This is a genomic window from Brachybacterium sp. HMSC06H03 (genome assembly GCF_001807385.1).
GTDB classification, from domain to species: domain Bacteria; phylum Actinomycetota; class Actinomycetes; order Actinomycetales; family Dermabacteraceae; genus Brachybacterium; species Brachybacterium conglomeratum.
On the sequence record NZ_KV788629.1, the window covers coordinates 1 to 13,599 of the forward strand.

The following is a 13,599-nucleotide window of genomic DNA, read 5'->3' on the forward strand; positions in this document are numbered from 1 at the left end:
CGGCGCTGCTGGAGCGGGTCGGCGTGCCGGTCGAGCCGCGGGCGAGCTGGCCCTCGGGCCTGGACCGGCTGCTCGGTGCCGGCGCGCCGAAGGGCAGGATCCCCGAGGGCGAGCGGGCTGCGGAGGGCCGGGTCATCGCGCGCATGTCGGACCTCGGCTGGGCGGTGCCGCTGCGGGAGCTGCTGCGCACCGACGAGGACGGTCGTCCCGTCGACGCGGTCGTGCCGGAGCGGATCGGCGGCCGGATCGTCGAGGTGCTGAAGGACTGGGACTGGGACCAGCGCCCCGCCGCCGTGGTCGCCGTCCCCTCGACCACGCGCCCGCAACTGGTGGGCTCCCTCGCTGGGGGCATCGCCTCGATCGGACGGCTCGAGGACCTCGGCGCCCTCGACCTCACTCCCGACGCGGCACCGCTGCGCGGCGGCGGGAACAGCGCCTTCCGCGTCGCGGACCTCTGGGAGCGCTTCGCGGTGGGTGCCGAACTGCAGGCGCAGCTCGACGCCCTCGACGGTGCGCCGATCCTGCTGGTCGACGATGTGATCGACACCCGCTGGACGATGGCGGTCGCCGCCCGGCTGCTGCGCCGCGCGGGTTCCGGGCCGGTGCTGCCGCTGGCGCTCGCGCAGCAGGCGTGAGCGCCGGGGCGGTCAGCTGTAGCCGGCCTGCTCCACGGCGAAGACCGCACGGAAACCCTCTCCCTCGGTGAGGGACCACAGCAGGTCGGGACCGTCCGCGTCCTCCCAGTAGCTGATCGACTGTCCCCAGGAGACCCAGGGGTAGGTGATGAGCGCTCCCTCGCCGGACCAGTAGCTCAGGGTCTTGTGCCGTGAGCTGTTGAACCACCAGCGTCCGTTGTGGGAGCCGACGCCGTTGAGGAAGTACAGGGGCACCTCGAGCGCCTCGCTCGCCGTCGTGGACTCGGCGAAGGTGGGCCCTCCCTCCTGGAAGTCGAAGCGCACCGCACGGGTGGTGCCCGTGGGGTAGTTGTCGCAGCTGTCATCGCAGCGGTACTCGGTCATCACGATCGAGCGGGTCACCCGATCCAGCGAGATCGTCGACCACACCAGCGGCTCGCTGCCCGCCTCCACCTCCGAGGAGATGGTCCCGACCTGCGGCAGGACGTAGGCGTAGTTGTGCGCGTAGAAAGTGCCGCCCACTCGACCGATCTGGTCCTTGGTGCCGCCGGTGTCCGTGGTGAGGATCTTGCTCATGTCGAACACACGCATCCCGCCGGGCTCCGCCGCGGAGTCCGCGACGTAGAGCAGATCCCCGTACCAGGCGATCCCGCCGGCGTGGATCTCCACGTCTTGGAAGCTGGGCTCCTCCGCGGACCCGGTCGGCTCGACCAGCAGGATCCGTCGATACCTGTTCGGATAGTTCGCGTCCCAGTCGATGAGGTTGATGCGGCTGGACTTCGGGGAGTTGTTGTAGAAGCTCACGGCGATCACCTGACGGCCGTCGTAGCGACCGTCTCCCGCGGTGCCCACCGCATCACGGCTGGTGGCGATCCCCTGCGGGAAGGCGTCGGGGTCGTTCTCGTCGCTCGTGGCGAAGCGGAAGCCGTGGACCTGGGTGTCGATCACCGTGGCGGGGGTGCGCTCGTGGTTGGCGTCGTCCATCACCTGGCTGACGCTCGCCCGCCCGGCCTGCTCGAGCAGCGCCTCCACCCGTGCGGTGTACTTCGTGTAGTCGGCGGTCAGTCGGAACGCGCCCGGTTCCACCTCCGTGGGCGCCGGGGCGGCCTGAGCGGGAGCGAGCGAAGCGCCGGTCGCGGCGACCGCGCCGAGCAGGCCGGCTCCCCGCAGCAGCGTGCGTCGGTCGACGCCGAGGCGGGGCGCAGGTGGATGAGAGGTCGTGGTCGCATCGGAGTGCTGCGCGGAACGCTGGGCGCTCATGGTCGAGCCGCCTTCCTGTCGGGTGCGATGTGCATCACGCACCCTTCCATCACAGGTGAGCGGTGTCGAGACCGTCGGCCCGCTCGTCTTCCGGCGTCGCTGCTGCTGGGTCAGGTGGCGGTCACTCCGACGCGGCGTCGTCCCCGCCGGTGCCGTCGTCCTCGGCCTCCTCCGGCAGGGCGACCGCGTCCGGGCCGCCCTCGAGCAGGGCCACGAACCCGGCCTCGTCGAGGATGCGCAGGCCCAGGTCGCGGGCCTTGGTCTCCTTCGAGCCGGCGTTCTCGCCGACCACCACGAAGTCGGTCTTCTTCGAGACGGAGCCGGATGCCTTCCCGCCGCGGGTGATGATCGCCTCCTTCGCGCCGTCGCGGGTGAAGCCGTCGAGCCCTCCGGTGACCACCACGGTGAGGCCCTCGAGAGTCTTCACGAAGCCTTCCTCGACCTCGTCGGCCATCCGCACGCCGGAGGCGGCCCAGCCGTCGACGATCTCGCGGTGCCAGTCCGTCTCGAACCACTCCACCACGGCCTCGGCGATGATCTGACCGACCCCGTCGGTCTCGGCGAGCTGTTCGACGCTCGCCTCCCGGATCGCGTCCATCGTGCCGTAGGCGGTGGCGAGCGAGCGCGCGGCGGCCGGGCCCACGTGCCGGATCGACAGCGCCACCAGCACCCGCCACAGCGGCTGGTCCTTCGCCTTCTCGAGCTCCGCGACCAGCTCCTCGGTGGTCTTCAGCGCCGCGGGCTCCTTGACCCGCTTCCAGACGTTCTCGCGCTTGTAATGACGGAACTGGGGCCGGGTCCAGAAGGCGGGCTGGATGCGCCAGTCCCCCGTCGGCACGCCGTCACGCCGCTCCGGCTGCCACACGAACACGTCGGCGAGCGCGTCGGCGGTGAGGTCGAAGAGGTCCGCGCCGGTGTCGATCACGGGCTCCTGCACCGGGGGCAGAAGCGGGTCGTCCACCGAGGTGATGCGCAGCAGCGGCACCCCGTCGGTCCCCTGGACCACGTCACCGTTCTTGACGACCACGAAGGCGTCGAGCTCCGTGTCGGAGACGTCGCGGATCGGGAGGTAGACCGCGTGGCCCTCGGCAAGCGCCGCGAGCGCCTGGGGACGGCGCTTGTCCGGGTCGGTCAGCGCGATCGCGCTCTCCTCGCCGAGGGACTCGATGTCGAAGGCGCCGCGGGAGCCGGCGTGCTCGACCCGACCGGTGACCTGGGCGGGGCAGTCGCGACGATTCGGGCAGCGCCAATCCTTGTCCCCCTCCTTCTCGGGCCGGATCTCGGTGCCGCAGGCGGGGCACTCGGTCGGCATCACGAAGGGACGCTCGGTGCCGTCGCGCAGGGACTCTACCGGGCCGAGGATCTCGGGGATCACGTCCCCGGCCTTGCGCAGCACGATCGTGTCGCCGATCAGCACGCCCTTGCGATCCACCTCGAACTGGTTGTGCAACGTGGCCAGTTCGACGGTGGAGCCCGCGACCGTGACCGGCTCCATGACCCCGAACGGGGTGACCCGGCCGGTGCGCCCCACGTTCACCTGGATGTCCAGCAGCTTGGTGGTCACCTCCTCGGGCGGGAACTTCACCGCGATCGCCCAGCGCGGGGCGCGGGAGGTGGAGCCCAGCGCCCGCTGCTGGGCGAAGGAGTCCACCTTGACGACGATCCCGTCGATCTCGTGCTCGAGGTCGTGGCGGTGCTCCCCGTGGTGCTCGACGTAGGCGGCGACCTCGTCGACCGTGTCGGCGACGCCGAGGTGAGCGCTGGTGGGCAGGCCCCAGGACTTCAGCAGCTCGTACATCTCGGACTGGGAGCCGACCGGCGGATCCGGCCAGGCGCCGAGGCCGTGGACGGTCAGGCGCAGCGAGGACAGGCGCGCCTCCCCGGCCTCGCGCTCGAGGCCCTCCTTCTTCTCCAGCTGCTGGCGCAGGCCGCCTGCGGCGGTGTTGCGGGGGTTGGCGAAGGCGGGGAACCGGCGGGTCGCGGCGAGCATCTCGCGGTCCTCGTCGAAGGCCCGGGCACCGGTGGTGCTGCGCGCCTCCCAGCGGGCGCGGGACTCGGCCACGGCGCGCTCGCGCAGCTCGACCTGCAGGTCGTTCAGCGCCGCGAAGGCCTCCGTGGGCATGAACACCTCGCCACGCACCTCCACCAGCGGCGGATGCCCCTCTCCCTCGAGTCGCTGCGGGATCCCCTCGATGCGCAGCGCGTTGGCGGTGACGTCCTCGCCGGTGCGGCCGTCTCCGCGGGTCGCGGCCGTGACGAGCTCGCCGTTCTCGTAGCGGAGGTTGATCGCGAGCCCGTCGATCTTCAGCTCGTTCAGGAAGCGCACCGGGGCGCCGACCTCCGCGGCGGCGTGCTCGCACCACTCGCGCAGCTCCTCGAGGGAGAAGACGTTGTCCAGCGACTGCATCCGCTCGGCGTGCACGATCGTGGGCAGGCCCCCGGCCGCTGCGCCGCCGACGGTGCGGGTGGGCGAGTCCTCGGAGGCCAGCTGCGGGTTCTCCTCCTCCAGCGCCCGCAGCTCCTTCTCCAGCGCGTCGTACTCGCCGTCGGCCATGGTCGGGGCGTCGTGCTCGTAGTAGTCCACCCGCGCCTGCTCGATGCGGGCGGTGAGCTCGGCGATGCGCTGCTGGGCATCGGCGGTCTCGTCGGCGGGGCGGGGATCGGGCTCGTTCGTCGTCACCAGGACATTGTCGCGCACGAGGCCGACGGGCGGCGAGGCGGAGAGCGTCAGACCGAGACGCGCTCCGCCCAGGTGGGGGCGATCCGCAGCATCGCCTCGAGCGCGGCCTCGTCCAGCAGCGTCGAGCGCTCGGGCTGGGCGGAGGGATCCACCCGGCCGGAGTGCAGGCCGTGGGAGGCGCCGGTGTGCGCGATGACCGTGACGCCCGCGGCATCGGTCTCGGCATGTCCGAGGCGCCGCCAGGTCTCCAGCATCGTCTCGAGCTCGGGGGCGAGGTTCCCGCCGGGGCGGGGGTCGACCACGATCTCGAAGGCACAGCCGTCGTCGGCGGCCTCGGCGATGCCCTCCCAGAGCGCGCGCCCCTCGGGAGTGGACAGCGCGGGCAGGCGGCGCGGGGCGATCGCCATGCGCCGGGCGCCCGCCTCGCGGGCCGCCCGCAGCAGGGCGATGTCGGCGCCGACGCCGAGGGTCACGTCGCGGGCGTCCAGGCCGTAGTCCTCCAGCGCCACGTACAGAGAGCGCCACAGCACCGCGATCTCGGGGGCGGGGAGCGGGTCGTAGCGGCGACGGCCCGAGGGGGTGGGGACGCGGCCCTGGTGGATCGCGGCGACCGCGTCCTCGCGCACCAGCACGTGCTGGTGACCGCCGGGCACGCGCTCGCGCAGCTCGGTGAGGTGGTCCACGAGGCCCTCGGCCAGCAGCATCGGCAGGTCCCGCACCGCGCCGGGATCGGCGAGGGTCCGCTCCCCGGACTGCAGGAAGGTGGCCCCGGCGAGGGTGGCGGGCCCGAGGGTCGTGGCCATGACCGTTCCCTCGTAGCCGAGCCAGGCGATCCGGGCCGCGTCCAGCACCCGGGCCCGCAGCTCGCGGGCGTGCTGCCAGGCCAGCCCCGTCCCGGCGCCGAGCCGCCAGCCGTAGCTGACCAGGTCGCCGGTGGTCTCGGCGAGCAGCGCGAGGGTCGCGGGCAGCAGGTGGTCGGTCTCGTCCAGCCCGAGCGCGGAGGGCAGGTAGAGCCGGGTCGCGATCTGCTCCTCGAGATCGTCGCCCAGCAGGGCGCGCAGGCGCAGCAGTGCGGCGAGGTGCGGGTCGTCGGGCAGATCGAGGCGCTGGGCCTCCTCCGCGGTCGGGGCGCGGAAGGTGCCGTCACCGGTGAGGGTGAGCAGAGGGCTCATGGGCGACGCTCCAGGGTGGCTGCGGCGAGCACGCGGTCGCCGTCGTAGAGGACGAGGGTCTGGCCGGGCGCGACGCCGCGCACCGGGGTGTCGAGGGCGACGCGCAGCAGGCCGTCGGCCGTGCCACCGCTCGCGGGTGTCGTCGCCGCGGCGGGGACCTCGAGGATCCTTCCGGGCAGCGCCTCGCCGTGGGCGCGGATCTGCGCGGTGACGGCGCGGCCGGCCTCGAGCGGCTCGAAGGCGATCAGGTCGGTGGCGACCAGCTCGCGGCGGGAGAGCAGCTCGGCCGCGCCGATCACCACCTGTCGGGAGGCGGGGTCGATGTCGACCACGTAGCGGGGTGCGCCGTCGGCGGCGGGCTGCTGGATCCCCAGGCCCCGGCGCTGGCCGACGGTGAAGCCGTGGGTGCCGCGATGGGTGCCGAGCACCGTGCCGCCTGTGTCGACGACCTCCCCGGGCGCCTCGCCGAGGTGCCGCTCGAGGAAACCGCGGGTGTCGCCGTCGGCGACGAAGCAGATGTCATAGCTGTCGGGCTTGGTGGAGACGCCGAGCCCGCGCTTCCGCGCCTCGGCGCGGACGGCCTCCTTGGTCTCGTCCTCGCCGAGCGGGAAGAGGGAGCGTCGGGCCGCCTCCGGGCCCATCACGGCCAGGACATAGGACTGGTCCTTGGCCTGGTTGCGGGAGCGGTGCAGGGAGGGGGCACCGCCGGGGCCGTCGGCGCGGATCGAGGCGTAGTGCCCGGTGCACACCGCGTCGAAGCCCAGCGCCGTGGCCCGCTCGAGGAGGGAGGCGAACTTGATCCGCTCGTTGCAGCGCACGCAAGGGTTGGGGGTGCGGCCGGCCGCGTACTCGGTGAGGAAGTCCTCCACGACCAGGTCGTGGAAGTCGTCGGAGAGATCCCAGACGTAGTAGGGGATGCCGATCCTCTCGGCGGCGACGCGCGCGTCGGAGGCGTCCTCGACGGTGCAGCAGCCGCGGGAGCCGGTGCGGGTCTGGTCGCGGCTCTTCGACAGCGCCATGTGCACGCCGACCACCTCATGGCCGGCCTCGGCGGCCCGTGCGGCCGCCACGGCGGAGTCCACGCCGCCGCTCATCGCCGCGAGCACCTTCATGGTGCGTCCTCCTCCGTGGTGCGTCCCTGCCCGCCCCTGCGGGCGCATCCCCACGAGTCTACGGAGCCGGGGCCCCTCCCCCAGAGCTCTGGGACGTGAGATGCGCCCCGTGCTCAGCGGCGCAGGGAGCCGACGGCGCGGGCCCGCTGGAGCGCCTCCGGCAGCGCGGCCAGCAGCAGCTCGACGTCGCGCTCGGTGCTCGTCCAGCCCAGCGACAGCCGCAGCGCGCCGCGGGAGTCCTCGTCGGAGACGCCCATCGCGGCGAGGACGGGGCTGGCCTGGGTGACCCCGGCCGAGCAGGCCGAGCCCGCGGAGGAGTCGATCCCGCGCTCGTCCAGCAGGAACAGCAGCGCATCGCTGTCCGCGCCGGGCAGCACGAGATGCAGGATGTGCCCGGACTGCGGGGAGTCCTCCGGGAGGGTGAAGCGGACCGACGGGTCGATCTGAGCGATCCCGCGTCTCAGGCGCGCGGAGAGCTGCCGCACCTCGGCGGAGCGCTGCTCCCGCTCCGCGAGCGTCTCCTCGAGCGCGGCGGCGAAGGCCGCGGCCTGGGCGGCGTCGAGAGTGCCGGAGCGGACCCCGCGCTGCTGTCCGCCGCCGGTGCTGGTCGGGGCGAAGGGTACGCCCGGCCGCGCCACCAGCACGCCGACGCCGACGGGGGCGCCGATCTTGTGCCCGGACAGGGACATCAGGTCCACGTCCTCGGGGCCGGGCAGAGCCACGTGCCCGGCGGCCTGGACCGCATCGGTGTGCAGGAGGGTGCCGTGGGCGCGGGCTGCCTCGGCGAGCGCGGCGATGTCCTGGACGGCGCCGGTCTCGTTGTTCACGAGCGCGGCGCTGAGCACGCCGACACGGGAGTCGGCCAGCGCCTGCTCGACCCCGTCGGGCCGCAGCACGCCGCGGGGGTCGACGGGCAGCTCCCGCAGCTCGAACGGCTCGGTGCCGGCGGCGAGAGCGCGGGCGGTGGCGAGCACGGCGGGATGGTCAGTCGCGGCGACCGCGACGGCGGTGCGGCCCGGGTCCTTCGCCCGCACCCCGAGCGGCGCGCCGCGCAGCGCGAGGTTGTCCGCCTCGGTGCCGCCGGAGGTCATGATCAGCCAGCTGCGGGGCACGCCGAGCAGCTCCGCGATGCGGCTCAGCGCCGTATCGAGCACGCCGCGGGCGCGTCGGCCCGCGGTGTGGACCGAGGAGGGGTTGCCCCAGGCGGTCGAGGCTTCCAGGAAGGCGTCCCGGGCGGCGGGGCGCAGGACCGTGGTCGCGGCGTGGTCGAGGTAGGCGCGCTCCGGGCTCGTCGCGTCGGCGGTCACCAGGGACGCTCCGGGTCCTGCGGGGAGCCGCCGGTCTCGTCGCCGCCGTCGCCGCCCTGGGCGTCGCGGTTGCGCTGCTCGACCTCGTCGTCCTTGCTGTCCTCCTCGGACGAGCCGTCGGTGGGTTTCTCCTCCTCGGGGCCGTCCCCCTCGGGGTCGTCCTGCTTCGGCGTCCCGGGGTCCTGCTGCTGGGGGGTGCCGCCCTGGTCCTCGCCCTCGCCGCCCTGCTCGGTGCCGCGCTCGTCGGGATCGTTGCCGGCCTCCTCGTCAGCGCCGCGGCGCTTCTCCTCGACCCGCTCGCCGTTCTCCTCGGTGGTCTCGGAGTCCTCGTTGCCGGTGCCCTCGCCGCCACCGCCGCCGCCCTGGCCCTGCCCCTCGCCCTCGCCGCCGCCTCCGCCGCCGCCGGCGCACGGAGCGAGCAGCTCCTCGGCCTCGAAGAGCCGGTCGGCACGCGCCTGGGGGTCCTCGATCAGGTCGGCCTGGCGCTCGATGGAGAGCGCGAGGTTGTTGAGGATCTTGCACTGGGCGTGCATCGGGGAGTTCAGGTCGCTGTGGGAGTTCCACTCCTCCAGCGCGATCCGCAGCTCGGCCTCCGCGGCCGCGTCCTCCCCTTGCTGGAGGAGGGCGGTCCCCTCGGAGAGGTGCGGGAGGTAGGGCTCGAACCAGTTGGCGACCTGCACCGGGGCGAGGCGCTCGATCGCGGCCGGGTAGTCATGCTCCCCGTAGGCGTCCAGGTGGGTGGCCTGCGTGATCGGCATGGAGACGAACTTCAGCGCCAGCAGGGCCAGGACCAGGATCGGCAGGGCCAGGATCGCGAACACGATGATCCGCACCTTCCGCAGCCGGGCCCGGTTCAGCCCGAAGTCCTTCGCGCTGCCGCGGGTGTCCTGCGCGAGCGCGGGCGGCCGGGACCCGTCGGGGGCCGACGTCGCGGGTCGCGGGTCGAGGCACGTGCTCATCGTTGTGCTCCTCGGATGTCGTGGCGATCCAGCCGGCGCGGGAGCCGGTAGGTCATCTCCCCCAGCTCCCAGATCAGCAGGGCCGCCAGCGGGATCGAGGCGAGCCAGTACCAGTCGTCGAAGCTCGCCACGCCGCGGGTGGACTCCGTCGGGACCGGGCGCAGGGTGATGCCGTCCATGGTGCCCTCGATCGGGACCTCGGGGTCGGTGCGGTGCAGATACGGCACGCCGAGCTCGCCCGCGATGGTCTGGAGCTGCTGCTCGTCGATCCTGGAGATGCCGGGCTGCCCGTCGGAGCCGGTGATGTACTCGCCGTGGTCCTCGCCGCCCTGGATCTTCATCGGCCCGCCCTCGGCCGTGCCGTAGCCGAGCACGCCGCCGCCGTCGACGAAGCCGGCCGCCTGCGAGAAGGACTCCGACTCCTGCTCGTCGGTGTTCTCGCCGTCGGAGAGGAAGTACACCAGCACGGACGAGTCGGGGTCCTCGCGCTTCGCGTCGGAGATCTCCCTCAGCAGGGACGGCAGCGGCCGGTCCACGTTGGAGCCGGTCGAATAGGCGGTGGGCTCGGTGGTCAGGGTGTCGACCCAGGCCTTCGCGGCGCCCGCGTCGGTGGTCAGCGGGAGCTGCTCGGTGGCGGTGGAGTCGAAGGCGATGATCGAGTAGCGGGCGCCCTCGGTCATGGACATCACCTGCTGCATGTCCTGCTTCACGCCCTCCAGGCGCGGCTGCTCGCCGGCGTAGTCCTCGGCGTTCATCGAGCCGGTGCGGTCCACGACGAAGAAGACGTTCGCGTTCATGCGCTGGGTCTGCTCCCCCTCGATCGGGGTGACCGGACGCAGCGCGACCACGAGCAGCAGCAGCACCATCAGGGTGCGCCGCGCCCAGGCACCGCGCTGGCGGGGACGGCGCACGAGCATCACCGTGCACAGCACCAGCATCGCCCCGAACAGCGGGATGATCGCCCACAGGGGCATCAGCATCTCGAGGTGCATCAGCGCGACCTCCAGCCCAGCACGAGGATCCCCACCAGGGACAGGAAGGTCAGGGTGAAGCCGATCGCGGGATGGTCGGTGCGCACCACGGACGGCTCCGCCCCGAGCACCTCGGCCTGATTCTTCTGGATCTCGCCGATGATCGAGGGGATCGCCTGGGGGTCGGAGGACTCGTACAGCTCGCCGTCCTGGTCCTCGGTCGCCGTCTGCAGCTCCTCGAAGCAGCCGGGGCCGCACTCGTAGGCGCCGGGGTAGAAGGTGTACAGGTCGATCTCGCGGTCGGCGACACGCTGGGTCGCCTCCTGCAGGGTGAACACCGGCTCGCCGTTGACCTCGTTGTCGGTCGCGAAGATGATCGAGCGCGACCGGTCCTGCTCCGCCTGGTCGAAGACCTGCGCGCAGGACGCGAGCCCGTCGGGCACGATCGAGGCCTCGTCGGGGATGCCCTTGGTGCCCTCGACGAACTCGACGTACTGACGCACCTTCTCCTCGGGGTAGTCCTTGTTCCCGAGCCGGTAGCCGAACTCGTCGAAGTCGATCGCCTCCGCGCCCTCGCGCAGCTCGCGTTCGATCAGGTCGTAGTCGTTGGTCAGCGGGAAGACGGTGCGGCTGGTCGAGTTGAAGATCGTCAGCGCCACCCGCTCCCCCTCGAAGGAGTCGACCATCTCCGCGAAGGTGGAGAGGATCTCGGTGTCGTACTCGTACATCGAGCCGGACACGTCCAGGCACAGCACGATGTCGCGGCTGGCGAACTCGGGCGTCTCGATCCGCTCGCTCGCGATCCGGCCCGAGAGCAGCGAGGCGGCGAGCACCGCGAGGACGGCGATGCCGACCTGGGCGGCGCGCACCACGCGGGCGACCCGTTGGGCCCGGGCGAAGCTCGGGATCCGGTCCATGTACTGCGAGTTCGCGATCAGCACCGGGGAGCGCCGCAGGGAGCGACGGTTCCAGAACGTGATCGCCCAGACCACGATCGCGGCCAGCAGCAGCAGGGCGGTGACCCACCAGAAGGTCATGACCATTCCCGGATCACCTCCCGCGCGCGCCTCACCGACTCCTGCAGCTCGCGGTCCGAGGCCAGGGCGAAGTCGGGCTCGTAGAGGTCCGCGATCAGCTCGCCGACGGCGCGGGTGCGCGCATCGGCGCGCAGCGTGGCGAGGTCCTGGCTGGTGACGTCGTGGCCGGTGGTGCGCTTCACGAAGCGGCGCATGACGCCGGTGAGCTCGTGGTGGCCCTCGCGGGCGCCGAGCTCCTCGGCCTCGTGCCGGTCGGCGAGCTCGTTCACGGCGCGCAGGAACTCGGCCTTCAGCGACTCCAGGTCGCTGGGGCGCAAGCGGTAGGCGATCCGCTTCTCGATCGCGCGGGTGATCTTCAGCGTCCCCACGATCAGGGCGATGATCACCAGCACGCACAGCACCGCGAGGATCAGCCAGGCGATCGAGTACTGGGGCGGGTCGATGATCTCGCCGGGCGCGGGCTCGGCGAGCAGGCGCGCCGCGGGGCGCAGCAGCGGGTCAGGCACGAGCATGGCGGTACTCCCGGGCGCGCAGCATCGCGATCATGTCGTCCACGACCGTGGTCTCGCCGCGCGTGAGCAGGTGGCTGACGTGAAGGCGGTCGAGCATCTCGGTGATGCCCTCGCTGCGGGCGCTGCGGTAGGCGGCCACGTCCCGGGCGACCTTCGCCGAGGTGCGCGCCATGGACGCGATCTCGCGCGGGGCGTCGACGTCGACCACGTCGTGGTCGAGCTCCTCGCCCTGCAGCGGGTCCGCATCGGCGATGCGGATCACCAGCAGATCGTGGCGGGTGGTCAGGCGGCGCAGCAGCGTGAAGTCCTCCACGGAGGGATGGGCCTCGTCGGTGATCAGGGTCATCAGCGTCGAGCGGGTGGTGACGCGGAAGGCGCGCTCGAGCAGCCAGGCGCTGTCCGCGCTCGGGGACGCCGTGGTGGTGCCCTGCTGGATGGTGCGCAGCAGCAGCTCGAGATGGCCGTCGCTGGAGCGGGAGGGCAGCTGGAGCGGGGAGGACTCGCTGCCGCCGACCATTCCGACAAGGTCGCCGCTCTTCTGGGCCAGGAAGCACACCATCCCGGCGGCGAGGATCATCGCGTCCCGCTTGGAGGAGCCGTCGGCTGCCGTCGCCGCCATCGACGAGGAGGTGTCCGCGACGATCGAGAGGTGCCGCACCCGCTCCTCGTTGAACTGGCGGATCAGCGGCTCGCCGGAGCGGGCCGTGGCCTTCCAGTCGATGTCGGAGATCTTGTCCCCGGGCTGGTAGTACTTCAGGTCGTCGAAGTCCTCGCCGCTGCCCTTGAACAGCGAACGGCCGCGGCCCTGGACGAGGCCGCGCGCCCGGTTCGAGGTGTGCAGGTCCACCCGGGCCTTGACCCGGGTGAGGAGCGAGGTCGCCATCGCGGTCCCTTCGTGCGCGGCCGGTCAGGGCATCGGCACGGCGTGGAACACCGCGTCGATGATCTGCTCGGGCTTGATGCCGCTGGCGAGCGCGTCGAAGGTCAGCACGAGGCGGTGGCGCAGCACGCCGTAGCGCATGGCGCGCACGTCGTCGGGGGTGACGTAGTCACGGCCGTGCAGCAGGGCGTGCGCCTGCCCCACCCGCATCAGCGCGAGGGAGCCGCGGGGGCTCGCGCCGACGCGCACCGACTGGGTGAGGTTCGGGACCGGGCGGGGGCCGGAGCCGCGCGTCGTGAAGACCAGGTCGATGATGTACCGCTTCACGGCGGGGTCGACGTAGACCTGGTCGACCATCTGCTGCAGGAAGCGGACGTCCTCGAGGGTGACGGTGCCGACGGCCTCGCGGGGGCCGGTGAGGCTGCCGGCGGTGGAGCGGTCGAGGATCTCGTGCTCCTCGGCGGGGCGCGGGTAGGTGAGGATCTCCTTCATCAGGAAGCGGTCCATCTGCGCCTCGGGGAGGACGTAGGTGCCCTCCTCCTCGATCGGGTTCTGGGTCGCCAGCACCATGAACGGCTCGGGCAGACGGTACACCTCGCCGCCGATGGAGGTCTGCCGCTCCTGCATCGCCTCGAGCATCGCCGACTGCGTCTTGGCGCTGGAGCGGTTGATCTCGTCCAGCAGCACCACGTTCGCGTGGACCGGACCGAGCTGGGTGGTGAAGGTGCCCGAGCCGTAGTTGAAGATCTGGGTGCCGATGATGTCGTTGGGCATCAGGTCGGGGGTGCACTGGATACGGGCGAAGGAGCCCGTGATCGAGGAGGCCAGCGCGCTCGCGGCGGTGGTCTTCGCCAGGCCCGGCACCGACTCCAGCAGCACGTGCCCGCCGGCGGCCAGCGCGGTCAGCAGCGACAGGCGCAGGTTCTCCTGGCCCACCACGCGCGACTGGAACACCTTCGTGATCGTCGAGACGATCGCGCCGCTGCGCTCGAGATCGCCGGGGGAGATCGCGCGGGCGGCGGGGGCGAAGCCGCCGGGCCGTCGCGCAGGGGCGCCGCCGCCCTGGACCGCCTG

The 13,599-nt window shown here is 72.5% G+C and carries 11 protein-coding genes and 1 pseudogene; 1 reads left to right on the forward strand and 11 read right to left on the reverse strand.

The window, feature by feature from the left end:
• Positions 1-635 (forward strand): annotated as a pseudogene (locus HMPREF3159_RS00005) (phosphoribosyltransferase); the annotation flags it as partial.
• A gap of 12 nt (positions 636-647) precedes the next feature.
• On the opposite strand, the gene HMPREF3159_RS00010 reads toward HMPREF3159_RS00005, so the two are convergent.
• The 11 genes from HMPREF3159_RS00010 to HMPREF3159_RS00060 all read right to left on the reverse strand — a co-directional run.
• Positions 648-1,895 (reverse strand): hypothetical protein, encoded by a 1,248-nt coding sequence (locus HMPREF3159_RS00010; RefSeq protein ID WP_083305712.1) that lies wholly within the window; start codon positions 1,893-1,895, stop codon positions 648-650.
• Between the two features lie 121 nt (positions 1,896-2,016).
• Entirely contained in the window at positions 2,017-4,575 is a 2,559-nt protein-coding gene (locus tag HMPREF3159_RS00015; RefSeq protein ID WP_070498981.1) for an NAD-dependent DNA ligase LigA, read from the reverse strand.
• Between the two features lie 47 nt (positions 4,576-4,622).
• Entirely contained in the window at positions 4,623-5,747 is a 1,125-nt protein-coding gene (locus HMPREF3159_RS00020) for a hypothetical protein (RefSeq protein ID WP_070498982.1), read from the reverse strand.
• Positions 5,744-6,859, reverse strand: a complete 1,116-nt coding sequence (gene mnmA / locus HMPREF3159_RS00025) for a tRNA 2-thiouridine(34) synthase MnmA (protein WP_010549574.1) — start codon at positions 6,857-6,859, stop codon at positions 5,744-5,746. The genes HMPREF3159_RS00020 and mnmA overlap by 4 nt, the downstream gene beginning before the upstream one ends.
• A gap of 113 nt (positions 6,860-6,972) precedes the next feature.
• A complete protein-coding gene (locus tag HMPREF3159_RS00030; protein ID WP_070498983.1) occupies positions 6,973-8,166 on the reverse strand; it encodes a cysteine desulfurase family protein in 1,194 nt (397 codons plus the stop codon).
• Positions 8,163-9,125 carry a hypothetical protein gene (locus HMPREF3159_RS00035; protein ID WP_070498984.1) on the reverse strand — a complete coding sequence of 321 codons (963 nt, stop codon included), beginning with the start codon at positions 9,123-9,125 and terminating at the stop codon, positions 8,163-8,165. The genes HMPREF3159_RS00030 and HMPREF3159_RS00035 overlap by 4 nt, the downstream gene beginning before the upstream one ends.
• The gene (locus HMPREF3159_RS00040; protein ID WP_070498985.1) at positions 9,122-10,117 is read right to left on the reverse strand and encodes a vWA domain-containing protein; all 996 of its coding nucleotides are present in this window, start codon (positions 10,115-10,117) and stop codon (positions 9,122-9,124) included. Before HMPREF3159_RS00040 ends, HMPREF3159_RS00035 begins: the two co-directional genes overlap by 4 nt.
• Positions 10,117-11,139: a vWA domain-containing protein gene (locus HMPREF3159_RS00045; protein WP_070498986.1), complete on the reverse strand. Its 1,023-nt coding sequence runs from the start codon at positions 11,137-11,139 to the stop codon at positions 10,117-10,119. Before HMPREF3159_RS00045 ends, HMPREF3159_RS00040 begins: the two co-directional genes overlap by 1 nt.
• Positions 11,130-11,645: a hypothetical protein gene (locus HMPREF3159_RS00050; protein WP_070498987.1), complete on the reverse strand. Its 516-nt coding sequence runs from the start codon at positions 11,643-11,645 to the stop codon at positions 11,130-11,132. The genes HMPREF3159_RS00045 and HMPREF3159_RS00050 overlap by 10 nt, the downstream gene beginning before the upstream one ends.
• Positions 11,632-12,528, reverse strand: a complete 897-nt coding sequence (locus tag HMPREF3159_RS00055; RefSeq protein WP_070498988.1) for a DUF58 domain-containing protein — start codon at positions 12,526-12,528, stop codon at positions 11,632-11,634. The genes HMPREF3159_RS00050 and HMPREF3159_RS00055 overlap by 14 nt, the downstream gene beginning before the upstream one ends.
• A 24-nt stretch (positions 12,529-12,552) precedes the next feature.
• A partial coding sequence (locus tag HMPREF3159_RS00060) for an AAA family ATPase (RefSeq protein WP_371441682.1) occupies positions 12,553-13,599 on the reverse strand: 1,047 nt, incomplete at its 5' end.